Source organism: Inhella sp. (assembly GCF_027532025.1).
In the GTDB taxonomy this organism is placed as follows: Bacteria; Pseudomonadota; Gammaproteobacteria; order Burkholderiales; family Burkholderiaceae_C; genus Inhella.
Map to the genome: position 1 here is coordinate 40,824 of NZ_JAPZSY010000001.1, position 22,420 is coordinate 63,243.

General features: G+C 69.4%; 21 protein-coding genes. 7 read left to right on the forward strand and 14 right to left on the reverse strand.

Features of this window, described 5'->3' with window-relative positions:
• The first annotated feature begins 8 nt into the window (after positions 1-8).
• From O9335_RS00155 to O9335_RS00170, 4 genes are read left to right on the forward strand one after another with little or no spacing between them, the layout of a single operon-like run.
• Complete coding sequence (locus O9335_RS00155; protein WP_298381727.1) at positions 9-773, forward strand: ABC transporter ATP-binding protein; 765 nt, start codon at positions 9-11, stop codon at positions 771-773.
• Positions 774-778: 5 nt separating this feature from the next.
• Positions 779-1,768 carry a GlxA family transcriptional regulator gene (locus O9335_RS00160; protein ID WP_298381730.1) on the forward strand — a complete coding sequence of 330 codons (990 nt, stop codon included), beginning with the start codon at positions 779-781 and terminating at the stop codon, positions 1,766-1,768.
• Positions 1,765-2,751, forward strand: coding sequence for an arginine N-succinyltransferase (locus O9335_RS00165; protein WP_298381732.1), 987 nt, complete (start codon positions 1,765-1,767; stop codon positions 2,749-2,751). Before O9335_RS00160 ends, O9335_RS00165 begins: the two co-directional genes overlap by 4 nt.
• Positions 2,748-3,410: an arginine N-succinyltransferase gene (locus O9335_RS00170; protein WP_298381736.1), complete on the forward strand. Its 663-nt coding sequence runs from the start codon at positions 2,748-2,750 to the stop codon at positions 3,408-3,410. The genes O9335_RS00165 and O9335_RS00170 overlap by 4 nt, the downstream gene beginning before the upstream one ends.
• 13 nt (positions 3,411-3,423) lie before the next feature.
• Here O9335_RS00170 and O9335_RS00175 read toward each other — a convergent pair whose 3' ends face one another.
• Positions 3,424-3,957, reverse strand: coding sequence for a disulfide bond formation protein B (locus O9335_RS00175; protein WP_298381739.1), 534 nt, complete (start codon positions 3,955-3,957; stop codon positions 3,424-3,426).
• Entirely contained in the window at positions 3,954-4,430 is a 477-nt protein-coding gene (locus tag O9335_RS00180) for a RidA family protein (RefSeq protein WP_298381741.1), read from the reverse strand. The genes O9335_RS00175 and O9335_RS00180 overlap by 4 nt, the downstream gene beginning before the upstream one ends.
• Before the next feature lie 59 nt (positions 4,431-4,489).
• Here O9335_RS00180 and O9335_RS00185 point away from each other — a divergent pair, with 59 nt between their 5' ends.
• Both O9335_RS00185 and dnaE read left to right on the forward strand, forming a co-directional pair.
• A complete protein-coding gene (locus O9335_RS00185) occupies positions 4,490-6,958 on the forward strand; it encodes a DNA internalization-related competence protein ComEC/Rec2 (RefSeq protein WP_298381743.1) in 2,469 nt (822 codons plus the stop codon).
• Positions 6,955-10,497: a DNA polymerase III subunit alpha gene (gene dnaE, locus O9335_RS00190; RefSeq protein ID WP_298381746.1), complete on the forward strand. Its 3,543-nt coding sequence runs from the start codon at positions 6,955-6,957 to the stop codon at positions 10,495-10,497. The genes O9335_RS00185 and dnaE overlap by 4 nt, the downstream gene beginning before the upstream one ends.
• 122 nt (positions 10,498-10,619) lie before the next feature.
• Here dnaE and O9335_RS00195 read toward each other — a convergent pair whose 3' ends face one another.
• From O9335_RS00195 to O9335_RS00220, 6 genes are all read right to left on the reverse strand, one after another.
• On the reverse strand, positions 10,620-10,988 hold the full coding sequence (locus O9335_RS00195; protein WP_298381749.1) for a copper-binding protein: 369 nt from the start codon (positions 10,986-10,988) through the stop codon (positions 10,620-10,622).
• Between the two features lie 40 nt (positions 10,989-11,028).
• Positions 11,029-12,438, reverse strand: coding sequence for a copper oxidase (locus O9335_RS00200; protein WP_298381752.1), 1,410 nt, complete (start codon positions 12,436-12,438; stop codon positions 11,029-11,031).
• 13 nt (positions 12,439-12,451) lie between these two features.
• Positions 12,452-13,888 (reverse strand): TolC family protein, encoded by a 1,437-nt coding sequence (locus tag O9335_RS00205; RefSeq protein ID WP_298381755.1) that lies wholly within the window; start codon positions 13,886-13,888, stop codon positions 12,452-12,454.
• Positions 13,885-14,229, reverse strand: a complete 345-nt coding sequence (locus O9335_RS00210; RefSeq protein ID WP_298381758.1) for a hypothetical protein — start codon at positions 14,227-14,229, stop codon at positions 13,885-13,887. Before O9335_RS00210 ends, O9335_RS00205 begins: the two co-directional genes overlap by 4 nt.
• Positions 14,230-14,316: 87 nt before the next feature.
• Positions 14,317-14,715, reverse strand: a complete 399-nt coding sequence (locus O9335_RS00215) for a hypothetical protein (protein WP_298381762.1) — start codon at positions 14,713-14,715, stop codon at positions 14,317-14,319.
• Between the two features lie 9 nt (positions 14,716-14,724).
• A complete protein-coding gene (locus O9335_RS00220; protein WP_298381766.1) occupies positions 14,725-16,473 on the reverse strand; it encodes an ABC transporter transmembrane domain-containing protein in 1,749 nt (582 codons plus the stop codon).
• 37 nt (positions 16,474-16,510) lie between these two features.
• Between O9335_RS00220 and O9335_RS00225 the strand changes: the two genes are divergently transcribed.
• Complete coding sequence (locus O9335_RS00225; RefSeq protein ID WP_298381769.1) at positions 16,511-17,611, forward strand: glycosyltransferase; 1,101 nt, start codon at positions 16,511-16,513, stop codon at positions 17,609-17,611.
• Here the strand turns inward: O9335_RS00225 and O9335_RS00230 are convergent.
• The 6 genes from O9335_RS00230 to O9335_RS00255 form a co-directional block, all read right to left on the reverse strand.
• The gene (locus O9335_RS00230) at positions 17,604-18,272 is read right to left on the reverse strand and encodes a heme-binding protein (protein WP_298381772.1); all 669 of its coding nucleotides are present in this window, start codon (positions 18,270-18,272) and stop codon (positions 17,604-17,606) included. The genes O9335_RS00225 and O9335_RS00230 overlap by 8 nt on opposite strands.
• Positions 18,273-18,325: 53 nt before the next feature.
• Positions 18,326-19,192, reverse strand: a complete 867-nt coding sequence (locus O9335_RS00235) for a hypothetical protein (protein WP_298381775.1) — start codon at positions 19,190-19,192, stop codon at positions 18,326-18,328.
• Positions 19,189-19,923 (reverse strand): glycosyltransferase family 25 protein, encoded by a 735-nt coding sequence (locus O9335_RS00240; protein WP_298381778.1) that lies wholly within the window; start codon positions 19,921-19,923, stop codon positions 19,189-19,191. The genes O9335_RS00235 and O9335_RS00240 overlap by 4 nt, the downstream gene beginning before the upstream one ends.
• Positions 19,924-20,027: 104 nt before the next feature.
• On the reverse strand, positions 20,028-21,035 hold the full coding sequence (locus O9335_RS00245; RefSeq protein WP_298381781.1) for a hypothetical protein: 1,008 nt from the start codon (positions 21,033-21,035) through the stop codon (positions 20,028-20,030).
• Between the two features lie 5 nt (positions 21,036-21,040).
• Positions 21,041-21,682 carry a 2OG-Fe(II) oxygenase gene (locus tag O9335_RS00250; RefSeq protein WP_298381784.1) on the reverse strand — a complete coding sequence of 214 codons (642 nt, stop codon included), beginning with the start codon at positions 21,680-21,682 and terminating at the stop codon, positions 21,041-21,043.
• Positions 21,683-21,708: 26 nt separating this feature from the next.
• Positions 21,709-22,420 (reverse strand): hypothetical protein (locus O9335_RS00255; RefSeq protein ID WP_298381786.1); only part of this gene is annotated, 712 nt, incomplete at its 5' end.

A 22,420-nucleotide genomic window follows, 5' to 3' on the forward strand; every position in this document is an offset into this window, starting at 1 on the left:
TTTCGCCCATGCACAGCCTGACCGTCGACAACCTGCACAAGAAGTACGGCGACCGCGAGGTCCTCAAGGGCGTGTCGCTCACGGCGAACAAGGGCGATGTCATCACCCTCATCGGCTCCAGCGGCAGCGGCAAGAGCACTTTCTTGCGTTGCCTGAACCTGCTCGAGCAACCCCACCAGGGGCGTCTGCAGTTGGGCGACGAAGAGCTCAAGCTCGTGCCCGACCGCGACGGCAGCCTCAAGGCGGCCGACGCCAAGCAATTGCAGCGTTGGCGCGCACGCTTGGCCATGGTGTTTCAGAGCTTCAACCTGTGGGCCCACCGCACGGTGCTGGAGAACGTGATCGAGGCGCCCGTGCACGTGCTGGGCGTGCCCAAGGCCCAAGCCCTGGACAAGGCCGAGGCCTTGCTCGCCCGCGTGGGTGTGGCGCACCGCAAGGACGTTTACCCCGCCCAGCTTTCGGGGGGCGAGCAGCAGCGCGTGGCCATCGCCCGCGCCCTGGCCATGGAGCCGGAGCTCATGCTGTTCGACGAACCCACCTCGGCCCTCGACCCCGAGCTGGTGGGCGAGGTGCTCAAGGTCATGCGCGACCTGGCCGCCGAAGGCCGCACCATGATCGTCGTCACGCACGAGATGGGCTTCGCACGCGAGGTGTCCAACCACACGATGTTCCTGCACCAAGGCAAGGTCATCGAGGCGGGGCACCCGAAGGACATCCTGGTGAATCCGCAGTCGGAACGACTCAAAGCCTTCCTGTCGGGTGGCTTGAAGTAGGGCGCATGCAGGACGTGGCCATCCTCCAGCTGCCGGGTGCCTCGCGCCTGGGCGGCCAGCTCCTGGTGGAGCTGCTGGAGGGGGCCAACGCCCTGCTGCCCGAGCCGGCCTTTCGGCCGCATTGGTGCGCGGTCGGCCCCGCGCAGGAGCAGGCCTTCGATCCCCAGCGCGACTGGGCCCACGTGTGGGTGCTGGCGCCTTGGCGTCTCCTGGCCAGCAGCGACGCCTTGGCCTCACTGCCCGCCCAACTGCAGCGCGTGGCGCAGCGCGGTGCTCTGCTGGGCGCAGTCGAGGGGGGCGTGTTGTGGCTGGCCGCGGCGGGCCTGTTGAACGGACGTCGAGCCTGTGCCATCGATTGGCTGACGGGTCACCTGCAGCAGCAGCATCCGGATGCCGTGTGGAGCCAATCTCTCTACGAGATCGACCTGCCGCCCCGGCCGGTGCTCAGTTGCGCCCGACCGCTGGCCCTGCCAGACCTGCTCTTGGCATGGCTGGCGCGCGAACATGGCGATGCGCTGGCCCGGCAGTTGGGTGGGCGCTTGGGGCTGTCGAGCCTGCGCGGGCGCGACGAACGCGTGCTGGGCGAAGCCCAAGGCCACGCGCTGATGCCGCCCAAGCTGGCCGAGGCTTTGACCCTCATGCAGGCCAACCTGGCCGAGCCGCTGCCCACCGACGACATCGCCCGACTTGTGGGCCTGTCGCGCCGGCAGTTGGAGCGGCTGTTCAAGCAACACCTGGACGCGCTGCCCAGCCGCTACTACCTGGAGCTGCGCCTGAACCGCAGCCGCGAATTGCTGCAGCGCACCGGCCAGTCCATCTTGCAGGTGGGTTTGGCGTGTGGCTTTTCCAGCGGCCCCCATTTTTCCAACGCCTACAAGGCCACCTTCGGCTGCACGCCGCGCGAAGAGCGCGCCCGTGAAGCCGCCGGGTGGCGCGAGCACCGCCAGCAAGAGCTGGGCGGTGCCGTTGGCCACCGCGACGTGAGAGCGGCATGACCTCTGAACCCACCCTGTGCCTGCGCCCCGTGCGGCGCGACGACCTCGACGGCCTGCAGCGCCTGGCAGCGGGCGCCAGCCCCGGCATCGGCTCGCTGCGCAACGATGCCGCCTGGTTGGCCCAACGCATCGAGCACTCGTTGCAGGCCTTTGCCACCGATGACGACGAGGTCAGCGGCGAGGAGCGCTACCTGTTCGTGTTGCACGACGAAGCCACCGATCGACTGGTGGGCTGCAGCGGCATCACCGCGCGAGCCGGGTACGGCTCGCGCTTTTACAGCTACCGCAACGAATTCGTGGTGGCCAGCAGCGCTGGCCTGGGCATCACGCAGCGCACCCACACCCTGCACCTGTGCCACGACCTCACTGGCACCACGCTGCTCACCTCGTTCTACATCGAACCCGAGTGGGCCGAGGGCGCGGCGCCGCAGTTGTTGTCTCGCGGCCGCCTGCTGTTCATCCGGCAATTCAGCCAGCGCTTTTCGGACCGCATCGTGGCCGAGCACCCCGGTTGGCTCGATGCCCAGCGCAACAGTCCCTTCTGGGATGCCGTGGGGCGCCGTTTCTTCGCCATGGACTACCCGCAAGCCGAGGCCTTGGCCGGGGGGCGCAGCAAGGCCTTCATCGCCGAACTCATGCCCACCTCGCCCGTGTACGTGCCCTTGCTGCCCGAGGCGGCGCAACGCGCCATCGGCCAGTTGCACCCCGATGGCGAACTGCCCTTCGCCATCTTGCAGGACGAGGGCTTCGACGCCGAGACCTACATCGACCTCTTCGACGGCGGCCCCATCACCGAAGGCCGTTTGCATGCGCTGGGCAGCGTGCGCGCGGCCCGGGCGCGGACGCCCCGTGCAGAACCCGTGCCCGTCATCGCCTGCCATGGCCGGCGCGAGGGCTTCGAGGCCCGCGTGTTGTGGGGGACAGCCCCAGCCACTTGGGGCGAAGGTGGCCTGATCACCCCTTTGGAGCGTGACGAAGCATGAGCCCGACGTTTCGCCTTTTGCCCCAGGCACCCCAGGGCGCCGTGGCTCACGAAGAAACCGGCGGCCAATGGTGGTGGGCCGAGTCCCAAGACCGCCACGCCTGGCTGCACGTTCAACCGGAGATGGGGCGGTCGCGGCCCCGCTACCACTTCCACCTCGGCCGCGTGGTGCACGCCGCATCCGAGCTGGGCCTCTACCAGGTCCAACCCCTGCTGCTGCTGGGTCACGACGCCACGGGTGAAGCCGAGCTGAGCGCTTGGGGCGGGGATGAAAGCTTGTGGCCGGCTTTGGTGCAGCACGCCCTGTCGGTGTTGCGGGCCATGCGTCCGGCCGGCACCCTGGTGGTGGCGGAATTGCCCGGCTGGCGCGACCCGCAGGGGCACAGCCCCTTCTGGCAAGGGCTGGTGCGGCATTTCGCGCCGCAGGTGGCGCCGGGCCAGGTGGAGCGCTTGGGCCCGGCCTTCACCTCGCACCTGGGCCCCTTGTTGCCCCGGCAGCCGGTGCACGGCGCTTTGTTGCCGGCTGCCACCCAGGCGGTGTTGGGCCGCGCCGCCGATTCGACACAGCCTTGGCGCCATACGCTGCAGGCCGCTGGCTTTGCCGATTGGCGCCACTTGCGCATCGACGACGGCGGGCCCGTCTGGGCCCGACCGCTGTAGCACTGCCGGCGGCTCAGCCTCGGTTGCCGCGCAGCAGGGCGATCAGCCCAACGCCCAGGGCCGACGCGAACAGCAGCCCGCTCCACACCTCGTAGGGCAGGCTCAGCAGCCGGTAGGCATGCGCCTCGGCGCAGTTGGCCGTGATCATGAACACCGCGGGCCAGAGGTCTTCCAGACCGGTGGCGGCGATCAAGCGGTCGGCCACCGTCATGGTGCAGCTGGCGCTGTCCGAGGCCACGGCGTTCTGGTAGGTGGCCGCCACGACCCCGGCCAGTGCCAACAGCACCACCGGCACCGCCAGCACCCGCGAGGCGACTTGCGCTCCGCGCAGGCGCCCCGACTTCTTCAGGCCCCAGGCCAGCCCACCGCCCACCAGGGCGACCGCCGCCAAAGCCATCACCAGCACCCGCTGCAGGATGCACCAGGGGCAGGGCTTCACCCCAAACTGGTACTGCGCCACCAGGGCCACCCCCAAGCTGGCCAGGCAAAGCAAGCCCAGCAGCACCATCAGGCGCGGCGTGTGGCGCATCAGGCCTTCGCTGATCACGGGGCCAACTCGGCGATGAGCTCGATCTCGACGCAGGCGCCGCGCGGGATTTGCGCCACCCCGAAGGCCGATCGTGCGTGCGAGCCCACCTCGGTGCCGAACACGGCTTGGAACAGCTCGCTGGCGCCGTTGGTGACCAGGTGCTGCTCGGTGAAGGTGGGCGTGCTGTTGACCAGGCTCATCAGCTTGACGATGCGCTTGACGCGGCCCAGGTCGCCACCGCAGGCGGCCTTCAGGGTGCCCATCAGGTCGATGGCGATGGCCCGCGCGGCCTGTTGGCCCGTGGCCGTGTCCATGTTCAAGCCCAGTTGCCCCGTCCATGGTTCGCCATCGGGCCGTTTGGCGATGTGGCCTGAAATGAACACGAGTTGGCCCGTCTGCACAAAGGGCACATAGGCCGCGGCGGGCTCGGCCACGGCTGGCAGCGTGATGCCAAGCTCGTCGAGTCGTTGTTGGATGGCGGCAGCGCTCATGGCCACTCCTGGAACTGAGGGAAAGGGGCGGCATCGTAGCGGCCGCAACAATGCCCCGCATGCGCTCGACCGAAGCCTCCAACACTGCGCCGCCCCGGCTGGGTGTGGGGTCGGCTTGGCAATGGGGTGGGATGCTGGCCGCCTGGATGGTGGGTTTGGCCGGTCTGCAGTTCGTGCCGTCTTGGCCCAACGGCGCTCCGGCGCTGGGTGCGGCCCTGGGCCTGGCGCTGCTGGTGGCGGCCGCGTGGCGCCGCTCGGGCCTTGGGGTTGGGGTGGCAGCGCTGGTGCTGGGCCTGTCCTGGGCGGGTTGGCGGGCCGACGTCCGGCTGGCATCGGGCCTGGATCCCGCTTGGGAAGGGCACGACCTGGTGGTGGAGGGCGAGGTGGTCGGCTTGCCCACCGCGGTGGACGGCTTTGGCGGGGTGGACGGTTGGCGGCTCATGGTCGAGGCCGAAGGCCCAGCGAGAGACCCCATCAGCGGCGACGCCGTGCCCATCCCGCGCGGGCTCAGCCTGAACTGGTTTGCGGGTGCCGGCCGCGATCTGGAGCCGCGCGCCGGTGAGCGCTGGCGCTGGACGCTGCGCCTCAAGCGCGTGCACCTGCCGCAGAACCCCCACCTGCCCGATGCCGAGCTGTGGCTGCTCGAGCGCGGCATCAGGGCGCAGGGCAGCGTGCTCGGGGGCGTCAAGCTGCAGCCCGCGCCGGCCCACAGCCTGGTGGCGCTGCGCGAACGGCTGCGCGACGCCATCGCGAGCCACGTCGAGGCCCCGCGCCACCGCGCCGTTCTGGGTGGCTTGGTCCTGGGCGACCAAGCCGCCTTGCCTGCCGGCGATTGGGCCTTGCTGCGCGATGCCGGCGTGGTGCACCTGTTTTCCATCAGCGGCCTGCACATCACGGCCTTTGCCTGGCTGGCGAGCCTGGCCGTGCGGCGGCTGTGGCGCACGGTGCCCGGCCTGGCGCTGACCTGGCCCGCGCCGTCGGCGGCGCGCTGGCTGGGTTGGGCCGCTGCTTTGGCCTACGCCTTGTTGGCGGGCTGGGGCGTGCCGGCCCAACGGACTGTGGGCCTGATCACCGTGCTGGCCCTGCTGGGCAGCGCCGGTCGGCAGTGGCCCTGGCCGGTGGCGCTGCTGTTGGCGGGCGCCGTGGTGGGCGCCGCCGATCCCTGGGCGCTGGTGCAGCCCGGCTTCTGGATGAGCTTTGTGGCCGTGGCGGTGCTGATGCATGGCGGCGCCGTGGCGCGAGAGGGCGCTCGCCTGGCCTCGGCCCTGCGCGAGCTCGTGCGCACGCAGGCCCTCATCACCGTGGGTTTGCTGCCCTTGTCACTGCTGTTCTTTGGCCAGGTGTCGGTCGCGGGGGTGGTGGTGAACCTGGTGGCCGTGCCCTTGGTGTCGCTGGCGCTCACGCCCCTGTCGCTGCTGGGTCTGCTGCTGCCGCCCCTGTGGACCGTGGCCGAGTGGCTGACCGACGCGCTGTGGGCGCTCATGCGCTGGGCCACCGCCTGGCCCGGTGCCGTATGGACACACCCCCAGGCGCCCTCGTGGGCCATGGCTCTGGCGCTGGTGGGCGTGGCGGCGGCCCTGACGCGCCTGCCGTGGCGCTGGCGCTGGGCTGGTGGGCTGGCGGCGGCGCCCCTGCTGCTGTGGACGCCCGATCGCCCCACGGACGGGCATTTCCGCATCACCGTCATGGACGTGGGGCAGGGCAGTGCCTTGTGGGTGCAAACGGCCCGACATGACCTGCTGTTCGACGCCGGCCCGCGCTGGGGCCCTGCGGGGCAGGATGCCGGTGCCCGCACCGTGTTGCCCTTGCTGCGTGCCGAGGGCGTTCGGCGTTTGGACGCCGTGGTGCTCAGCCACGGCGACACCGACCACAGCGGGGGCGCGCTCAGCGTGGCCCAGGGCCTGCCGGTGCGCGCTTGGTGGGGCCGGGTGGCGCCCACGCACCCCTTGCACGAGCGTCTGCAGCCCTGCGTGGCTGGCACGGCGTGGGACTGGGACGGCGTGCGCCTGCAATGGCTGCACCCCACGGCCGCCACGCCGGGCTGGGACAACGCCGCCTCTTGCGTGTTGCACGTGCAGGACCGCGCCGGCCGCGCCGCCCTGCTCACCGGCGATTTGCCCGCCGCCCAAGAGCGCGAGATGCTGGAGCGCAGCGTCCCGGGGGCACTGCGGGCCGATCTGCTGCTGGCGCCCCACCACGGCAGCGCCAGCTCGTCCACGCCCGCCCTCATCGAGGCCGTGGCGCCCCGCTTGGCCTTGGCGCAAAGCGGCTACCGCAATCGGCATGGCCATCCGGCCCTGGTGGTGCGCCAGCGCTATGCGGTGGCGGATGTGCCCTTGCTCACCAGCGCGGCGTGCGGCGCGTTCGAGTGGTGGTCGGCGCACGGCGCCCCATCGCCCCAGGGGTGCTGGCGCGGGCGGGAGCGGCGTTACTGGTGGAACAGCGCCGAGCACGCCTCGCCAGCCCCCCACAGCCTGGGTCCGTTCCGGCCCGACGGGCCCGACGAGCCCGCGACAATGCCCCCATGAGCCCCGCCGACGACCGCGCCCCTGCCCCGCCCAGCCCGTTTTGTCACCTTCGCGTGCACTCCGAGTTCTCGGTGGTCGACGGCATCGTGCGGGTGGACGACGCCGTCAAGGCCGCGGCCAAGGACGGCCAAGTGGCCATGGCGCTCACCGACTTGGGCAACCTCTTCGGGGCGGTCAAGTTCTACAAGGCGGCGCGCAAGAAAGGCGTCAAGCCGCTCATCGGCGCCGACTGCTGGCTGGAGCCCGACGGCGCCGCCATGCCCGGGGCGCCCCAGGGCCCTGCACCACGCGTGCTGCTGCTGGTGCAAACCACGCAGGGCTACCTGAACCTGTGCGAGCTCTTGAGCCTAGGCTGGCGCCACAACGTCATCCGCAACCAAGCCTGCCTCAAGCGCGAGTGGCTGGCCGAGTTGGGCGAGGGGCTGATCTGCCTCTCCGGCTTCGTCCACGGCCCCTTGTCCATGGCCGACACCGACCCGGCGCGCGCCACGGCCGCCGCGCAAGAGCTGGCGGCCGCCTTCCCCGGCCGCTTCTACGTCGAGTTGCAGCGCGTGCAAGGCCTGCCCCGCGAGCGGCTGGTGCGCGCCAGCGCCCAACTGGCCGCCCAGTGCGGCCTGCCCGTGGTGGCCACGCACCCCATCCAGTTCATGGCGTCCGACGAGTTCGACGCGCACGAGGCGCGCGTTTGCGTGGCCGAAGGCGAAACGCTGGACAACCCCAAGCGGGTCAAGCGCTTCACGCCCGATCAGCACTTCAAGCGCCAGGCTGAGATGGCCGAGCGCTTTGCCGACCTCCCCTCGGCCCTGGCCAACACCGTGTCTATTGCCGAGCGTTGCAGCCTGACCCTGGTGCTGGGCAAGCCGCAACTGCCCGACTTCCCCACGCCGCTCTTGGAAGACGGCTCGCCCATGCCCATGGACGACTACTTCCGCAAGCTCAGCTTCGAGGGGCTGGCCAAGCGCCTGGTGCACCTGTTTCCCGTGGAAGCCGAGCGCGACGCCGCGCGCCCGCGCTACGCCGAACGGCTCGAGTTCGAGCTGAACACCATCATCAAGATGAAGTTCCCGGGCTACTTCCTCATCGTGGCCGACTTCATCAACTGGGCCAAGAACAACGGCTGCCCGGTGGGCCCCGGCCGCGGCTCGGGCGCGGGCTCGCTGGTGGCCTACGCGCTGGGCATCACCGACCTCGACCCCCTGGCCTACAACCTGCTGTTCGAGCGCTTCCTGAACCCCGAGCGCGTGTCGATGCCCGACTTCGACATCGACTTCTGCCAGGGCAACCGCGACCGCGTCATCGATTACGTCAAGGACAAATACGGCCGCGACGCGGTGAGCCAGATCGCCACCTTCGGCACCATGGCCGCCAAGGCCGCGCTGCGCGACGTGGGCCGCGTGCTGGGCATGAGCTACGGGCACGTGGACGGCATCGCCAAGCTGGTGCCCGCGCCACCGGGCAAGACCGTCACCCTTGCCCCCGTGCCCGACAAGCCCGACGGTGGCGTCATCTACGCCCGCCAGGAAGCGCCCGAGCTCGTCGAGCGCGAGAAGAACGAAGAAGAAGTGGCCACCCTGCTGGCCCTGGCCACGCAGGTCGAGGGCCTGACGCGCAACATCGGCATGCACGCCGGCGGCGTGCTCATCGCGCCGGGCAAGATCACCGACTTCTGCCCGCTCTACCAACAGCCCGGCAGCGACTCGGCCGTGAGCCAGTACGACAAGGACGACGTCGAAGCCATCGGCCTCGTCAAGTTCGACTTCCTGGGCCTGGCCACCCTCACCATCCTGGAGCTGGCCAAGGCTTACATCACCCCCCAGGTCCCCGGCTTCGACTACGACAAGCTGCCGCTGACCGACGCCAAGACCTACAAGCTGTTCTCCGAGGGCAAGACAGAGGCGGTGTTCCAGTTTGAATCCACGGGCATGCAACGCATGCTCAAAGAGGCCAAGCCCACGCGCCTAGAAGACCTCATCGCGCTGAACGCCATGTTCCGGCCCGGCCCGCTGGAGAACATCCCGAGCTTTTGCGCTCGCAAAAACGGCAAAGAAAAGATCGAGTACCCGCACCCGCTGCTGGGGCAGGTGCTGGCCGAAACCTACGGCATCTTCGTGTACCAAGAGCAGGTGATGCAGGCCGCGCAGCTCATGGGCGGCTACAGCTTGGGCGGCGCCGACCTGCTGCGCCGGGCCATGGGCAAGAAAAAGGCCGAGGAGATGGCCCAGCACCGCGAGTTGTTCCGCAAGGGCGCGGCCGAGAAGGGCATCGACCAGGACAAGGCCGACGAGGTCTTCGACCTGATGGAGAAGTTCGCCGGCTACGGCTTCAACAAGTCGCACGCCGCCGCCTACTCTTTGTTGGCGTACCACACGGCCTACATCAAGGTGCACCACACGGCCGCGTTCTTCGCGGCCAACATGACGATCGAGTCGGACAACACCGACAAACTCAAGATCTTGTTGGCCGACGCCAAACAGTTCGGCATCGACTTCCAGCCCCCTTGCGTCAACCGCAGCCAGCTCAAGTTCGTGCCCCTGGGGCCCAAGCTCATCAGCTATGGCCTGGGCGCCATCAAGGGCACGGGGCAGGGCGCCATCGAATCCATCGAGCGCGCGCGCCAAGAAGGTGGCCCCTTCAAGAGCCTGTTCGACTTTGCGGCCCGCGTGGACCGGCGTGCCGTCAACAAGCGCGCGGTCGAAGCCTTGGTCAAGGCGGGCGCTTTCGACCGCTTGCACCCCCAGCGCGAGCGCGTGCTCGAATCCGTGGCTTTGGCCTTCCAGCACGCGGAGCAGCTCGAAGCCAACGCCGCCCAAGGCGGCCTGTTCGACTTCGCCGACACCCCAGCCAGCGAGCCCGACTTGCTCGACGCCAAGCCCTGGGGCGTGCGCGAGCGCCTCACCCACGAAAAGCTGGCCATCGGCTTCTACCTCAGCGGCCACCTGTTCGACGAGCAAGCCGCCGAGGTGCGCCGGCTGCAGCCCAAGCAGATTAGCGAAGTGGCCGACAGCCGCGAGCCCCAGTTGCTGGCCGGCATCGTGGGCGACTTGCGCATCGTCAACGGCCAGCGCGGCCGCGTGTGCATCTTCAAGCTGGACGACGGCAGCGACGCCCTGGAGGTCGTGCTCAACGACGAGCTGTACGAGGCCCACAAGACCCTGCTCACCGAAGACCGCCTCGTCTTCGTTCAGGCCAACGTGCGCAACGACCGCTTCAGCGGCGGCCTGCGCGCCCAGGGCGCCCAGGTGTGGGATCTGGCCGGCGTGCGCAGCCGCTACGCCAAGGCGCTGGAAATCGACCTGCCGCGCCCCACCGCGGGCCAAGTGCAAGCCGTGCGCGCCTGGGTGGACCGCCACCCGCCGCAGCAAATCGCCACCGACGACGGCGACACCCTCAGGCGCGGCCTGCCCATCCGCTGGCCCCTGCGCCTGCCCGACGTGCAGGCCGTGGCCGAGCTGGGGCCCGCCTCCCTGCACTGGCCCAGCGACGACGCCCTCGCCGACCTGCGCGCCAGTGGCATCGGCGCGCAGTGGGTGTACCGCTGATGGGGTAGGCCGGTAGGGGGAGTCTCCTGGACGCGGTGTTTCCAGCGCGGCCGCCCATCGGTTCGTTCAAACCCCCACGGGACGCTCCTGTCAACGGCTGAGGCCCATCCGGGTAAGCCCCCTCAGGGCAAAACTTGAAGGTCGGTGACGACCATCGAGCCGCCCTCGCTGACAACCTGGATCCGCACCCGCGTGCCGACCTGCAGGCCGTTCAGCAGGGCCGGGTTGCGAACCCGGAAGACCATGGTCATGGGGGGCATGTTCAGGCCTTGCAGTTCGCCGTGGCGGAGGGTGAGCCGTTGCCTCTCGCGGTCGATGTGGCGCACCTCGGCCTCGGTGGTGTCGACGACGGCTGGCGCCGAGGCTGCCGTGGTGCTTGGGCTGGGGTGATGGCCGTGGCCGTTACCGTGGCCGTCGGCGGCATGGAGGGCGGGGGACAGCAGCCCGGTGCAGGCCACGATGAAGCCGCTGATGGGGCGGAGGGGGACCATGGGCGATGACTCCTTTGGAGGGGTGGGTGGGTTGTAGGGGTCAGTGGTGGCCGCCGCCGGAGTGCGCGCCCGGCTTGCGGATGGTGACTTCGACGTCGGCACTGGGGCGCTGGACCCGCGGCATGAGCCCAGGGCTTTCGGCCTGGAAGCGGGCTGGCTGCGGCAGGGGGCCTTGGTACTCGTAGGCCACGGTGCCCGGTGGGTGGCGGTACCACCCGGGGTCGGTGTGATCGCCCCTTTTTTGGCCCTTGCGCACCTTGACGACGCTGAACATGCCGCCCATGCCCACGGCACCGAAGGGCCCTTGGCCGGCCATCATGGGCGCGGTGTTGGCCGGCAGGGGCATTTCCATTTCGGTCATGTCTTTCATGCCGCGCTCGCCCATGACCATGTAGTCGGGGATGAGTTGGCGGATCTTGCCGGCCACGCCCGTGTGGTCCACGCCGATGAGGGTGGGCACGCTGTGGCCCATGGCGTTCATGGTGTGGTGGGCTTTGTGGCAGTGGAAGGCCCAGTCGCCTTCTTCGTCGGCCAGAAACTCGATCTGGCGCATGGCACCCACGGGCACGTCTTCGGTGATGTCGAAGCGCCGGGTGCTTTTGGGTGTGGGGCCGCCGTCGGTGCCGGTGACCTGGAATTCGTGCCCGTGCAGGTGGATGGGGTGGTTGGTCATGGTGAGGTTGCCGATGCGGATGCGCACCTTGTCTTTGAAGCCCACCACCAGCGGGTCGATGCCCGGAAAGATGCGGCTGTTCCAGCTCCAGAGGTTGAAGTCCAGCATGGTCATGATCTTGGGCGTGGCGCTGCCGGGGTCGATGTCGTAGGCGTTGAGGAGGAAGCAGATGTCGCGGTCCACGTCGTCGATGAGGGGGTGTCGGCCTTTGGGGTGGGTGACCCAGAAGCCCATCATGCCCATGGCCATTTGCACCATTTCGTCGGCGTGCGGGTGGTACATGAAGGTGCCGGGCCGACGGGCCACGAACTCGTAGACATAGGTTTTGCCGGGCGGGATGCCGGGTTGGTTCAAGCCGGTGACCCCGTCCATGCCGTTGGGCAGGCGCTGGCCGTGCCAGTGGATGCTCGTCACTTCACCCAGCTTGTTGGTGACGAAGATGCGGACGCGATCGCCTTCGACCACTTCGATGGTGGGGCCGGGGCTTTGGCCGTTGTAGCCCCAGAGGTGGGCCTTGAAGCCGGGCGCCATTTCGCGGACCACGGGCTCGGCCACGAGGTGGAACTCTTTGACGCCTTGGTTCATGCGCCAGGGCAGGGTCCAGCCGTTCAACGTGAGGACGGGGCGGTAGGGGCGGCCGTTGGGGGGCTCCAGCGGCGGCATGGTGTCGGGGCGCGATTGCAGAACCGGTTCGGGCAGGCCGGCCAACGCCGGGCGGCTGACGGCCGCGGCGCCCACCGCGCTGGCGGCGCCCAGGAAAAAGCGTCGTTGAAACATGGGATGCGGGCTTTCAGTGGGGGGCCGTCACGGCGGCGTGGGAGGGCGAGGAGGACGAAGCAGTGGGCGCGGCGTGGGGCTCCGCACCGCTGGCGCCAGGGCTGCCGATGAGGGCTTGGTCGAGGTCGGTCTGGGCCAACCAGTAGGCCTCCAGGGCGTCGATGGTGGAGGCCACCGCCTGGATTTGGGCGCGGGTGTCGGCCAACAACTCGAACACCCCGGTGAGCATGCCGTTGTAGCGCAGCAGTTGCTCGTCGGCGATGCGTTGACGCAAGGGCAGCAGGGCGTCGCGGTGCAGGCGGGCGATGTCGTGGGCGTGCTGCAGGCGCAGGTCGGCTTCGCGCACCTCCGATCGCGCTTGCAGGGCCAGCGCGGCCAGTTCCTGGAGCCGCTGCGCTTGCAGCGCTTGGGCGCGGGCCACGCGGGGGCCAGCGCCGTCGAACACGGGCAAGGCCAGGCTCAGCGTCCAGCCGGTTTCCGTGGGTTCGTCGTGGCCCCGGTGCCAATTGCGGCCCAAGGCCAGCGCATCGACCCAACGGGTGCCGCGCACGAGGTCGGCGTCGGCCTGGCTCTGGGTCAGGGTCCAGCGCGCGGCGTCGATGTCCAGCCGCTCGCGCAGCGCGCGGGCTTCGAGCCCTGCCGAGGGGGGCGGTGTGGCAGGCAAGGGGGGCAGGCGGTCGGGCAGTTTCAGCGCATCGACCGACTCGCCCCACAGGCCCAGTTGCCGCACCAGCCGCTCGCGGCTCTGGTGGCGGCGTTGTTCCGCCCGGGCCAGACCGAGCGCAGCCTCAGCCAGAAAGGTTTGCTCCCGGGCCCGCTGCAGGGCGTTGAAGTTGCCCACGGCTTCCATGCGGCGCGCCAATTCGGCGCTGGCCTCGGCGGCGTCCATGACTTGGCGTTGGTAGCGCCAGGCTTCTTGGGCGGCCACGGCCTGCACCCAAGCGCGGCGCGTGGCGTGGGCCCAGCGCAGCAGCTCGGCGGCCGCTTCGCGCCGTTCGGCCTGGAGCTTGGCGCTTTCTACGCGCTGGCGTTGAGGACGCATCAGCAGGCGCACCAGGTCCAGGTGCAGGCCGGCTTCCCAGCTCAGGGCGCCGCCTTGGCTCAGGCGGCCGAGGGACAGCCCGGGATTGGGCCATTGCAGGGCCTGCCAGGCCTCGGCCTCGGCGACGCCCAGGCGGTGCAGGCGCGCGTGCACGCTGGGGTGCTGCCGCAGGGCCAGGCGCACCGCGGCGTCGGCGTCCAGGGGCTGCGCCAGGGCTTCGCGCAGCGCGGTGTCGCTCAAGGGCGCGGGGGGCTCGGTGCTGGCTGCTCCGGGCGGTAGGCGCCGGTTCACTTCGGCGTGCACCCAGGGGGCCGACGCCTCGGGGGGCGCGGTGGCGCACCCGCCCAGGGCCATGGCCAGAGTCAGGGTGACCGCCAAGCGGCAGCGGTGGGCTCGGCGGGCCTTCATCGCGGCTCACCCTTGGGGGTTGGCGTGGGCTGCAGCTCGGTGCCCGGCAGGGGCTCGCGGGCGTAGGTGCGCCAGCCGCCCACGCGCAGCACTTGGGCGTTGGCCGCCCGCCAATCCAGGGGCGGTAGGGGCTCCAGGCCGAGCGCCGACCAGCGGCGCCAGGCCTCGCGCGTGACGGGGCGTGGCACGGGGGCGGTTGCATCCAACACGCTGGCCATGCTGGGTGGGACGGCGCCCGCGTGGGGGGGCGCTTCTTGGGCGTGGGGGGTGGCGATGGGTGCCAGCAAGACGCTGGCCAGAACACAGGCCACCAGCGGCGGCGGGCAAGGCAGGGGAGTCATGGGGCATGCGCTGACAAGGCGCGCACCGCCGGCGTGGGTGGGCGGTGCGCCAGCCCACCGCGAGGCGGTGGGGGCGGGACGAGGCGGTCAGCGCGCGCTGCGCGGAGGGCGGTCCAGGGCCGGGTGGGGCGCGTCGGTGGCCCCGGTGGGCAGCGCGGCCACGGGCGCGGCCTGCTCCCTGGGGGCGGTGGGCAGCAGCGGCCATGGCGCGGGCATGGCCGGCGTGCAGCAGGGCGCGCAGGTTTGGCAACCGGGCTTGCCGCTGGCGGCAAGCTCAGGGGCCGGTGCATCGCTGTCTTGGGGCGCCATGGTCTGGCTGTGCTCACCGTGGCAGGGCGCCGGTGCTGCGACGGCGATCGCCACCGACAGGGCGGAGGGCGGGGTGGGCAGCGGGGCACAGGCCATGAACCCCACGGCGGCCATGCCTTTGAGCGGCAAGGCCAGCAGCAGGGTCAACAGCAGCAGGGTGCGCACGCCTTGGAGCATGGGTCGATCTTAGGCCTCGTCCCCCAGGCTCACCAGCGCCGCGTAGGCGCCCCCAAGGGCCATGAGGTCGGCATGCGTGCCGCTTTCCACCACGCGGCCGGCCTGTAGCACATGGATGGCATCGGCATGGCGCACGGTGCTCAGGCGGTGGGCGATGAGGATGAGCGTTTTGCGCCCCTGTTGCCGAGCCAAGGCCTCTTGCACCGCGCGTTCGCTTTCGGTGTCCAGCGCCGAGGTGGCCTCGTCAAAAATCCAGATCGGGGCGTCGCGGTACAGCGCGCGGGCGATGGCCAGGCGCTGGCGTTGCCCGCCGCTGAGCGTGCTGCCGTTGTTGCCGATGCGCGTGTGCAGGCCCTGGGGCAAGGTTTGCACGAAGTCCCAAAGCGCGGCGTCGCGCAGCGCGGCCTCGGCGCGGGCGGGGTCGGGCGTTTGGGCGTAGGCCACGTTGGCCAGTACGGTGTCGTCGAACAGCACGATGTCCTGGCTGACCACCGCAAACTGCGAGCGCAGGCTGGCCCGGGTGAGGCTGGCGGCATCCACCCCGTCCACCAAGAAGCGTCCGCCCTGGGGTTCGGCAAAGCCTTGCAGCAGGTGAATGACGCTGCTCTTGCCCGCGCCCGAGGGGCCCACCAAGGCCACGGTTTGCCCGGCCTGGATGCGCAGGCTCAGGCCGTTCAGTGCGGGGTGGTTGGCGCCGGGGTAGGTCAGCTGCAGGTCTTGCAGGTCCAAGTCGCCACGGGCCCGCTCCAGCACCGTGCTCCCGGGGTCGGCTTCGGCCGGGGTGTCCAGCAGGTCCATGCAGCCGCGAGCCACGATCAAGCCATTGGTGATGGGCTGCGCCACCTCGGCCAAGTGGCGGGCGCGGCTCATCAACAGCAGCAAGCCCCCGACGAACTCCACGAACTCGCCCGGCGTGGCACCGGTTTCGCGGCCCTGGTACAGCGCCATGCTGACGATGACCGAGATGCCCACCGAGGCCACCATCTGCGACAGCGGCTGCGCCAGCGCGTTGGCCGCGGTTTGCTTCAAGGCGTTCAGGCGCACTGCAGCGGCGGCTTGGGCGAAACGCTCGCGCTCGAAGGCAGCGGCGTTGAAGCTGCGCACCAGCTTCCAGGCGCGGGCGATGTCGTCCACCACACCCGAGAGGTGAATCTGCGCGTCGTAGGCCCGGGTGCCGGTCTGCCGCACGCGCCGGTTCACTTTCTTCAGCACCCAACTCATCACCGGCAGGGTCACCAGCGTCAAGAGCGTCAGCTTCCAATTGATGTAGAGCAAGTAGCCCAGCATGGCGAGCGCTGGCAGTCCGTCGCGCAGCACCGTGATGCAGGCCGTGCCCAGCAACTGGATGCTTTGCTGCGGGTCGCCCACCACCTTGGTGACGGCTGCCCCGCCGCTCATCTGGGTGTAGACCTTGGCATCGGCGCGCAGCAAGGCGTCCAACAGTGCCCGGCGCAGGTCGACCACCGTGCGGCCAATGGTCCAGTGCAGCAGGTACTGGCCCAGAAAACTGAAAACGCCTCGTAGCGCAAACAAGCCGATAAGCACCACCGGCACCCACCAGAGGGGGAAGGGGGCTTCTTTGGAGAAGCCGTCGTCCAGAGCGACCTTCAGCAACTGCGGGATCAAAGGCTCGGTGCAGGCAGCCAGCACGTAAGCGCCGATGGCCGCGAACAGGCCGCGGCGGTGAGGGGTCACGAAACCCAACACCCGCTGCGCGGTGGGCTTCAGGGGGATGGGGTCGGGGTGCGTCGAACTCATGGCTGGCGCGGATTCTCGGGGCTCCTAAACTTGGCCGATGAGTTCGCAGCGCATTCGCGTCATCCACTTCGTCACCGGCGGCTTCTCAGGCGCCACTCAAGTGGCCATCGACCTGGCCCGGGCTCAGGCCCAAGGCACCGAGTTCGAGCCCCTGCTGGTGCTGCGGCGCAAGCGAAGCACCGACCCCGAGCGGGTGCAAAGACTCCGTGACTCTGGCCTGGCCCTGGAGATCGTGCCGGGCTGGAGCCACTTGGCCACTCTTTGGGCATTGGCCCGGCTCTGTCGTCGTTTTCAGCCCCACGTCATGGTGGCGCACGGCTTTCCGGAGCACCTGTTGGGCCGTTGGGCGTCCTTGTGGGCTGGGGTTCCGCGCCGCGTGCATGTGGAACACAACTCGCGCGAGCGCTACACCCGCTGGCGTTTGTGGCAAGCCCGCAAGCTGGCCGCCCGAACCGACGCCATCGTGGGCGTGAGCGAGGGTGTGGCGGGCGCGCTGCTGCGCCTGGGCATGCCCCCCGAACTGGTGCAAGCCATCCCGAACGGCGTGGACGTGGACAAGTTCGCCAGCGCGGACGAGCATCCGATGGCCGCTCGTGCCCCGGATGTGGTGATGAGTGCACGCTTCGCGCGGCAGAAGGATCACCCCACGCTCATCCGCGCCTTGGCTTTGCTGCGCGATGAGCATGAGCTGACCCCGACCTTGCACCTGGCTGGCAGTGGGCGAGAGCATCACCAGCAGGAGGCGCAGCGCCTGGTTGAGCGCCTGGGCCTGGGGGGGCAGGTGAAGTTTTTGGGTTACGAGCCTCAAGTGGCGCGGTTGCTGATGAGGAACCGGGTGTTCGTGCTGAGCACCCGTTGGGAGGGCATGCCCCTGGCCTTGGTGGAGGCCATGGCCGCCGGCTGCGCCTGCGTGGCCACCTTGGTGCCTGGGGTCGAAGGGGTGCTGGAACACGAAAAGACCGGCCTGCTGGTGCCCCCGGAGGACCCGGCTTTGTTGGCGGCAGCGCTGCGTCGCCTGCTGACTGACCCGCTGTTGTGCGCGCGGTTGGGGCACGCGGCGCGTCAGCAGGCGCTGCAGGCCCACGGCCTGCCCTTGATGCGCCAACGCTACGACGCGCTGCTGCGACGCCTCATCTGAGGCTGCCGGCCTGCGAGGCGCTGGACAGTTTCTCCAGCGTTTGCCCAGGGGCCACGTCCATCCACACCTCATTGCGGCGCAGGAAGGGCAGGGTGAAGGGGCCGTTGTAGCGGGACAGCACCGGCTCGCCTTGGAGGGCGATGCCGGCTTGGGCGGCGCTGGACTTCAACAGAGCCACTTGCTCGGCGTAGTTGCCGGCCGTCCACATGCCGCTGTAGCGCACCACGGCCACCGTGCGGGCAGGCTCCTCGCGCACGGTCACCTGCGGGTTGTTGGGCACGGGGGCGTTGTCGGGGGTGATGTTGGAGGGCAGCACGAACTGCACCCGCCAACCGCCGTCGGTGGCGCTTTGCGTCACGGGAGCGGTCATGGCCATCTTGACGGGCTCTGGGGCCTGGATGACGGGAGCGGTCATGGCCATCTGACGCTGACCCTGGTTGCCGCCGAAGATGTAGTTGGCCAGCAGCCGGAAGGCGCGGTTGCCGGCTTGCTCGAACTCGCCCCCCACCCGCACTTCGGCCACCATGTATGGCGCGTAGCGGCGGACTTCGAGCGGGCCTTGCTGGAGCAAGGTGTCAAAGCGTGGCTCTTCGATGGCGTGGGCGCTGGGGGTCAGGCTGCCGAGGGCGGCGGCGATCACGAGCGAGTAGGCTGAGCGCATGGGTGGGTCCTCCAAAGCCCCGATGCTGCGCTTGTCGCCAAGTCCCCGTGGGCTCAGGTGCTTTGCTCCAGCCAGCGCCGAAGCGGCCGACCCAGGGCCGTCCAAAGCTGTTGCCAGCGCGAGCGCACGTGCCGTTGCTCGAAAAGGCGCCGGTACCAGTCGCTGCCCAAGAGGTCGGGGCGTTGCGCTGTCAACAGTTGCAGCGAGCGCTCGCGCATGGCCTGCAACTCGTCAAAGGCGGTTCGGCCGGTGCGGTAGGTTTTGTTGCCGCTGGTGATGGGGCGGCGGTGGCTGGCGGTGACGGCGTCGATCAGCGCCGTGCGCGTTTGCCCTCGCAACTGCTGCAGGGTGGGCCACAGGTACTTGTCGAGACCCCAACTGGACACGTTGCCGTCCAGGTGCTCGCGCGCCGACAGGAACAGGTCGCCGCGGTAGAAGGGCATCATCACTTCCACCCAGTCCACCGCCCGGAACAGCCGGTGTGGCTGGGTCAGCATCCAGCGGTGCGTGTAGTGGCTGTCGTGCATCAGCGTGGGCGAAAAAACGTCCAAGCGTTCGCAGCGAGCCCAGTGCAGGGCGCGGTTGATGTCGCTGACCCCGATCCACACGTCGTCGTCGATCAAGCCGACGTATTCAGGGCAGCGGCCGGTTTGATGCAGCCAGCGGCACAGGGCCTGAAAGATGTCGCCCTTGCACTCGGTGGGTTCGGCCAGCACGGTGACCGGCAAGCCGTTGACCTCACGCTCGCCGCTGGCCTGGCTGCCGGTGTAGTCGAACAGCAGCCAGTCGAACTGCGCCTGCGCGTCCAGGTGGAGGCAAGGCAAGGGCGCCTGGGCGCCGTGCCACGACACCAGCACCAAGGGGCGTTGGGTGGGGCTGCCCGGGCTGGTTGCGCTGGCGGGCGTGAGGGCGGTGCTCATCGGCCGCGTCCATGCCAAGCATTGCCCAGCGAGTAGTTCAGTTTGTGACGGAACTTGCGCCATTTGTCGGCCAGCGAGCGCTCGGCCACCTTGGCGCCGATGCTGCTGTCCAGGCTGGTGTCGTCGAGTTCGATGGCGGCGGGCTCGAGGCCCTGGACACGAAGGTGGGCGCATTCCCACCAGTGGCGCAGGTCCACGTCGATGGGGCGGCCGAAGGGCACGCGGTGGGCCAGCAGTTTTTCGGCTCCGCGCCGGCTCAGCGCGTAGCCGGCCGTCAGGCTGGGCACGCGCCGGTAATCCACGCGCTCGAAGCCGATGCATAGTGGCTGGCGACGCCGCAGCTTCTCCGGCTTGCCCAAGCCGGGGCGACCGATCAGCTTGACCATGTCCCAGTCCTCGGGGTTCTGGCTCAAGGCTTCGCAAGCCACGGCAAAACCGGGTGCGGGGCGAACGTCGTCTTCCAGCAAGATGACGCCCGCGTGGGGCGACGCCAGCAGCCAGCGCCAAACGGCGATGTGACTGGCGTAGCAACCCTTCTCGCCATTGACCAAAGGCTTGTGGAACTGGCGGGCGCTGAGGGCTGGGCTGTAGAGCGCGTCCTGCTCGGACGGCGGCAGTGCCGTCCAGAGCACGCCGCTGAATCGCTGCAGGGGCAAGCCGTTGAACGAGCGCTCCATCGCCGTGCGGCGCTGGGGGTCGCGGTCCAGGTTGATGTAGAGGATGGGCAGCATCTCAGGTCGGTTCAAGCGAGCGGCTGCCGCACGGGACGGCCGGAAGGGGCGTTGTGGGGCATCGGCCTGCGCACCGCAGCCATGAACGACGTCCTCTCATCCGCTCAGAGCACCGCGACGCGCGCTTCCACGTCGCGGGCAAAGTTGATGGCGGCCAAGTCGCTTTCCAAGCGCGCCAAGCGGGCGATTTTTTGAGGCGCGTGGCGGCCGGAGAGCGCATGGATCAAACCTTGGCTCACGGGGTTGGTGCGAAGCCAGTACTCCAGGGGGTTCACCGTTTGGCGAAAGCGGCGCAAGTGACGGGGCGCGGCAAAGTCCTCGAAGGCCATCCAGCCGAAGTCTTGGCCGAAACGTTGTTGGGCCTGTTGCAGGGCCTCGGGGGCGAGGTTGTGGAAGCCGGCGCCGGGCTTGCAGTGTTTGAGGTGCATGTAAAGCAGGCCCACATAGCGCTTGGGGATGCGCCGCCCCTCCAGGCGCCCAAAGCGAAACACCTCGGTGCGCGGGTCTTGCACGAAATGGATCTGCGAGCAGACCGGGAAGAACAGGTGATCGCCCGTGCCCACGAAGGGCTGGGGCGTGTAGACGCCCAGGCGGCCGTCGGGGTTGCGCACCAAGTTGAGCCCCGAAAAGGTGAACAGCTCGCGCCGTCCTTCGGCCAGCGCCTGCCGTACCAGCGCGATGGCGGGGCGCAGGTGCACGTCGATGGCGAGGTGGTCGTCGTCCAGCTTGGTGGCGTAGCGGTAGCGCGCTTGGCTGAGGGCGAAGTTGTAGTAATTCGCGGTGGAGTGCACCGACTCCGTGGGCGCGGCGGCGTGTGCAGCGCTCAGGATGGGGTGCACCTGGGGCCGGTACGCGATGGGCCGCACCTTGCCCGGATGCTCGGCCGCCAGTTGCTCCAGGATGGGGACGGTGTCGTCGCTGCAGTCGTTGTAGCAAGCCACCACCTCGTCCACATAGGGCAGGTGCGACTCGATGGCCAGCCGCAGGTAGTCGGCGCCATTCTTGATGCGCATGACGGCGCTGATGCCCGCAGGACGTGGGACGTCGAGGCTGGACGGGTCGAAGCGGTAGGCGGCGTCGGAGTCGGCGTTGGCCACGCTGTCGGCGTTCATGGCCGTCACATCATCATCGTGTCGCGGCCCATCAGCTTCTTGAAGAACGCGGAGAGGCCGTGACGACTTTGTTCGCGCTCGACCACCGACTGGTCGGTGACATAGTTGAACTGTAGCGCCCGGCGCGGGCCTTCGTAGCTGGTGTGGCCGTGCCAGCTGTGGTCGCAGCGGCGAAACACCAGCAGCGTGCCCCCGGCGGGCTCGACTTCGTCGACGAAGTCGTGCAGGTCGGTGCCGTTTTTCAGGATGCGCAGGCGACCGTTGGCGTTGTCCCAGTGGTCGTCGTTCATGTAGAGCAGGATCGTGATGATCTTGCTCTTGGTGTCGGTGTGGATCTGGCCGTCTCGCGCCCGGCAGTGGCCGCGCACGGTGTACATCAGGGGTCGGTCGGTCAGGTCGATGTTGAACTTGTGTTCGATCGCCTGCCGGAATTCGGGGCTGTGGAAGTCGTCGATCAGCGTCTTGAAGCCACCCTGGATGGTGAGTCCCCCTGGGGGATGCGAGCCCGGACCCGGCACCTTGGGGTAATCCGCTCGGGCGGCGTCGAGCGCCTCGGGGGTCAGGAAGTCCCTGACCACCAGGTACTCGTAGGGCTCGCGTTGCAGCGGGGTGTCGGCGAAACGGTCGAGGCGCAGGGTGCTGCTCATGGGGGTGCTCCGGTGAAGCCTGAATGCTACGGCTTGGCGTGTTGGCTGCTGGCTTCCAGGTCCTGCAGCAGAGTTTCGCGCGCGCCGGGTGCCCACACGCCGCGCCAGCGCGCCTCGCGTTCGGCGATCCAGGCTTGGGCTTGCGGCCGCTCCAAGCGCATCAGATCGGTGGACAGGTCTCGAAGTGGGGTGGGCAGGAACGAGCGATCGAACATGGTGGCCGTCATCAGCTGGCCGGCACTGGGTCGGGGGTGGCCATCGGCCCGGAAGTAGCGGGAGGTCGCGGCATCGCCCTGGCGCAGGGCTTCGAAGGTGATGGCGTTGGGGTGGGCAAAGTCCCAGTAGCTCAAGCCGCCCGGGCAGCGTGTGCGCCAGCGGGCCAGGAAATCCCACAGCGCGAGCTTGAGCTGGGCTTGGTCCACGGCGCGCGGCAGGATCACGGGATGCGACACCGTCCAGTACGCATGCACGCGCACGCCCCGGCCGCAAGCGATGTCCAGGGCGCGGTCCAGTTCATCCAAGTGGGTGGCCAGCTGCGCAGCGTCGAAGGCCTCGGGCTCACCCTCGCCGCTGGCCGCACCGGCGAGCACCCGCTGCCAGTGCTGCCAGCGCTCGCCTTGGGTGCCGAAGTCGCGCCGGTCGTAGGCGCGGAGCAATTGCTCCTTGGGTTTGCCGCCATGGAACTGGCGCAAGATGTTGAAGGCCGACAGGTTGTTGCCCACCGCAGCCCCCGACATC

Excerpts from the sequence above, each read along its gene's own strand:
- O9335_RS00170 (WP_298381736.1), top strand. The coding sequence starts at position 2,748 with ATGAGCCCGACGTTTCGCCTTTTGCCCCAGGCACCCCAGGGCGCCGTG.
- dnaE (WP_298381746.1), top strand. The coding sequence starts at position 6,955 with ATGAGCCCCGCCGACGACCGCGCCCCTGCCCCGCCCAGCCCGTTTTGT.
- O9335_RS00235 (WP_298381775.1), bottom strand. The coding sequence starts at position 19,192 with ATGAGCACCGCCCTCACGCCCGCCAGCGCAACCAGCCCGGGCAGCCCC.
- O9335_RS00160 (WP_298381730.1), top strand. The coding sequence starts at position 779 with ATGCAGGACGTGGCCATCCTCCAGCTGCCGGGTGCCTCGCGCCTGGGC.
- O9335_RS00230 (WP_298381772.1), bottom strand. The coding sequence starts at position 18,272 with ATGCGCTCAGCCTACTCGCTCGTGATCGCCGCCGCCCTCGGCAGCCTG.
- O9335_RS00240 (WP_298381778.1), bottom strand. The coding sequence starts at position 19,923 with ATGCTGCCCATCCTCTACATCAACCTGGACCGCGACCCCCAGCGCCGC.
- O9335_RS00250 (WP_298381784.1), bottom strand. The coding sequence starts at position 21,682 with ATGAGCAGCACCCTGCGCCTCGACCGTTTCGCCGACACCCCGCTGCAA.
- O9335_RS00185 (WP_298381743.1), top strand. The coding sequence starts at position 4,490 with ATGCGCTCGACCGAAGCCTCCAACACTGCGCCGCCCCGGCTGGGTGTG.
- O9335_RS00165 (WP_298381732.1), top strand. The coding sequence starts at position 1,765 with ATGACCTCTGAACCCACCCTGTGCCTGCGCCCCGTGCGGCGCGACGAC.
- O9335_RS00205 (WP_298381755.1), bottom strand. The coding sequence starts at position 13,888 with ATGAAGGCCCGCCGAGCCCACCGCTGCCGCTTGGCGGTCACCCTGACT.
- O9335_RS00155 (WP_298381727.1), top strand. The coding sequence starts at position 9 with ATGCACAGCCTGACCGTCGACAACCTGCACAAGAAGTACGGCGACCGC.
- O9335_RS00195 (WP_298381749.1), bottom strand. The coding sequence starts at position 10,988 with ATGGTCCCCCTCCGCCCCATCAGCGGCTTCATCGTGGCCTGCACCGGG.
- O9335_RS00210 (WP_298381758.1), bottom strand. The coding sequence starts at position 14,229 with ATGACTCCCCTGCCTTGCCCGCCGCCGCTGGTGGCCTGTGTTCTGGCC.
- O9335_RS00215 (WP_298381762.1), bottom strand. The coding sequence starts at position 14,715 with ATGCTCCAAGGCGTGCGCACCCTGCTGCTGTTGACCCTGCTGCTGGCC.
- O9335_RS00180 (WP_298381741.1), bottom strand. The coding sequence starts at position 4,430 with ATGAGCGCTGCCGCCATCCAACAACGACTCGACGAGCTTGGCATCACG.
- O9335_RS00220 (WP_298381766.1), bottom strand. The coding sequence starts at position 16,473 with ATGAGTTCGACGCACCCCGACCCCATCCCCCTGAAGCCCACCGCGCAG.
- O9335_RS00245 (WP_298381781.1), bottom strand. The coding sequence starts at position 21,035 with ATGAACGCCGACAGCGTGGCCAACGCCGACTCCGACGCCGCCTACCGC.
- O9335_RS00200 (WP_298381752.1), bottom strand. The coding sequence starts at position 12,438 with ATGTTTCAACGACGCTTTTTCCTGGGCGCCGCCAGCGCGGTGGGCGCC.
- O9335_RS00225 (WP_298381769.1), top strand. The coding sequence starts at position 16,511 with ATGAGTTCGCAGCGCATTCGCGTCATCCACTTCGTCACCGGCGGCTTC.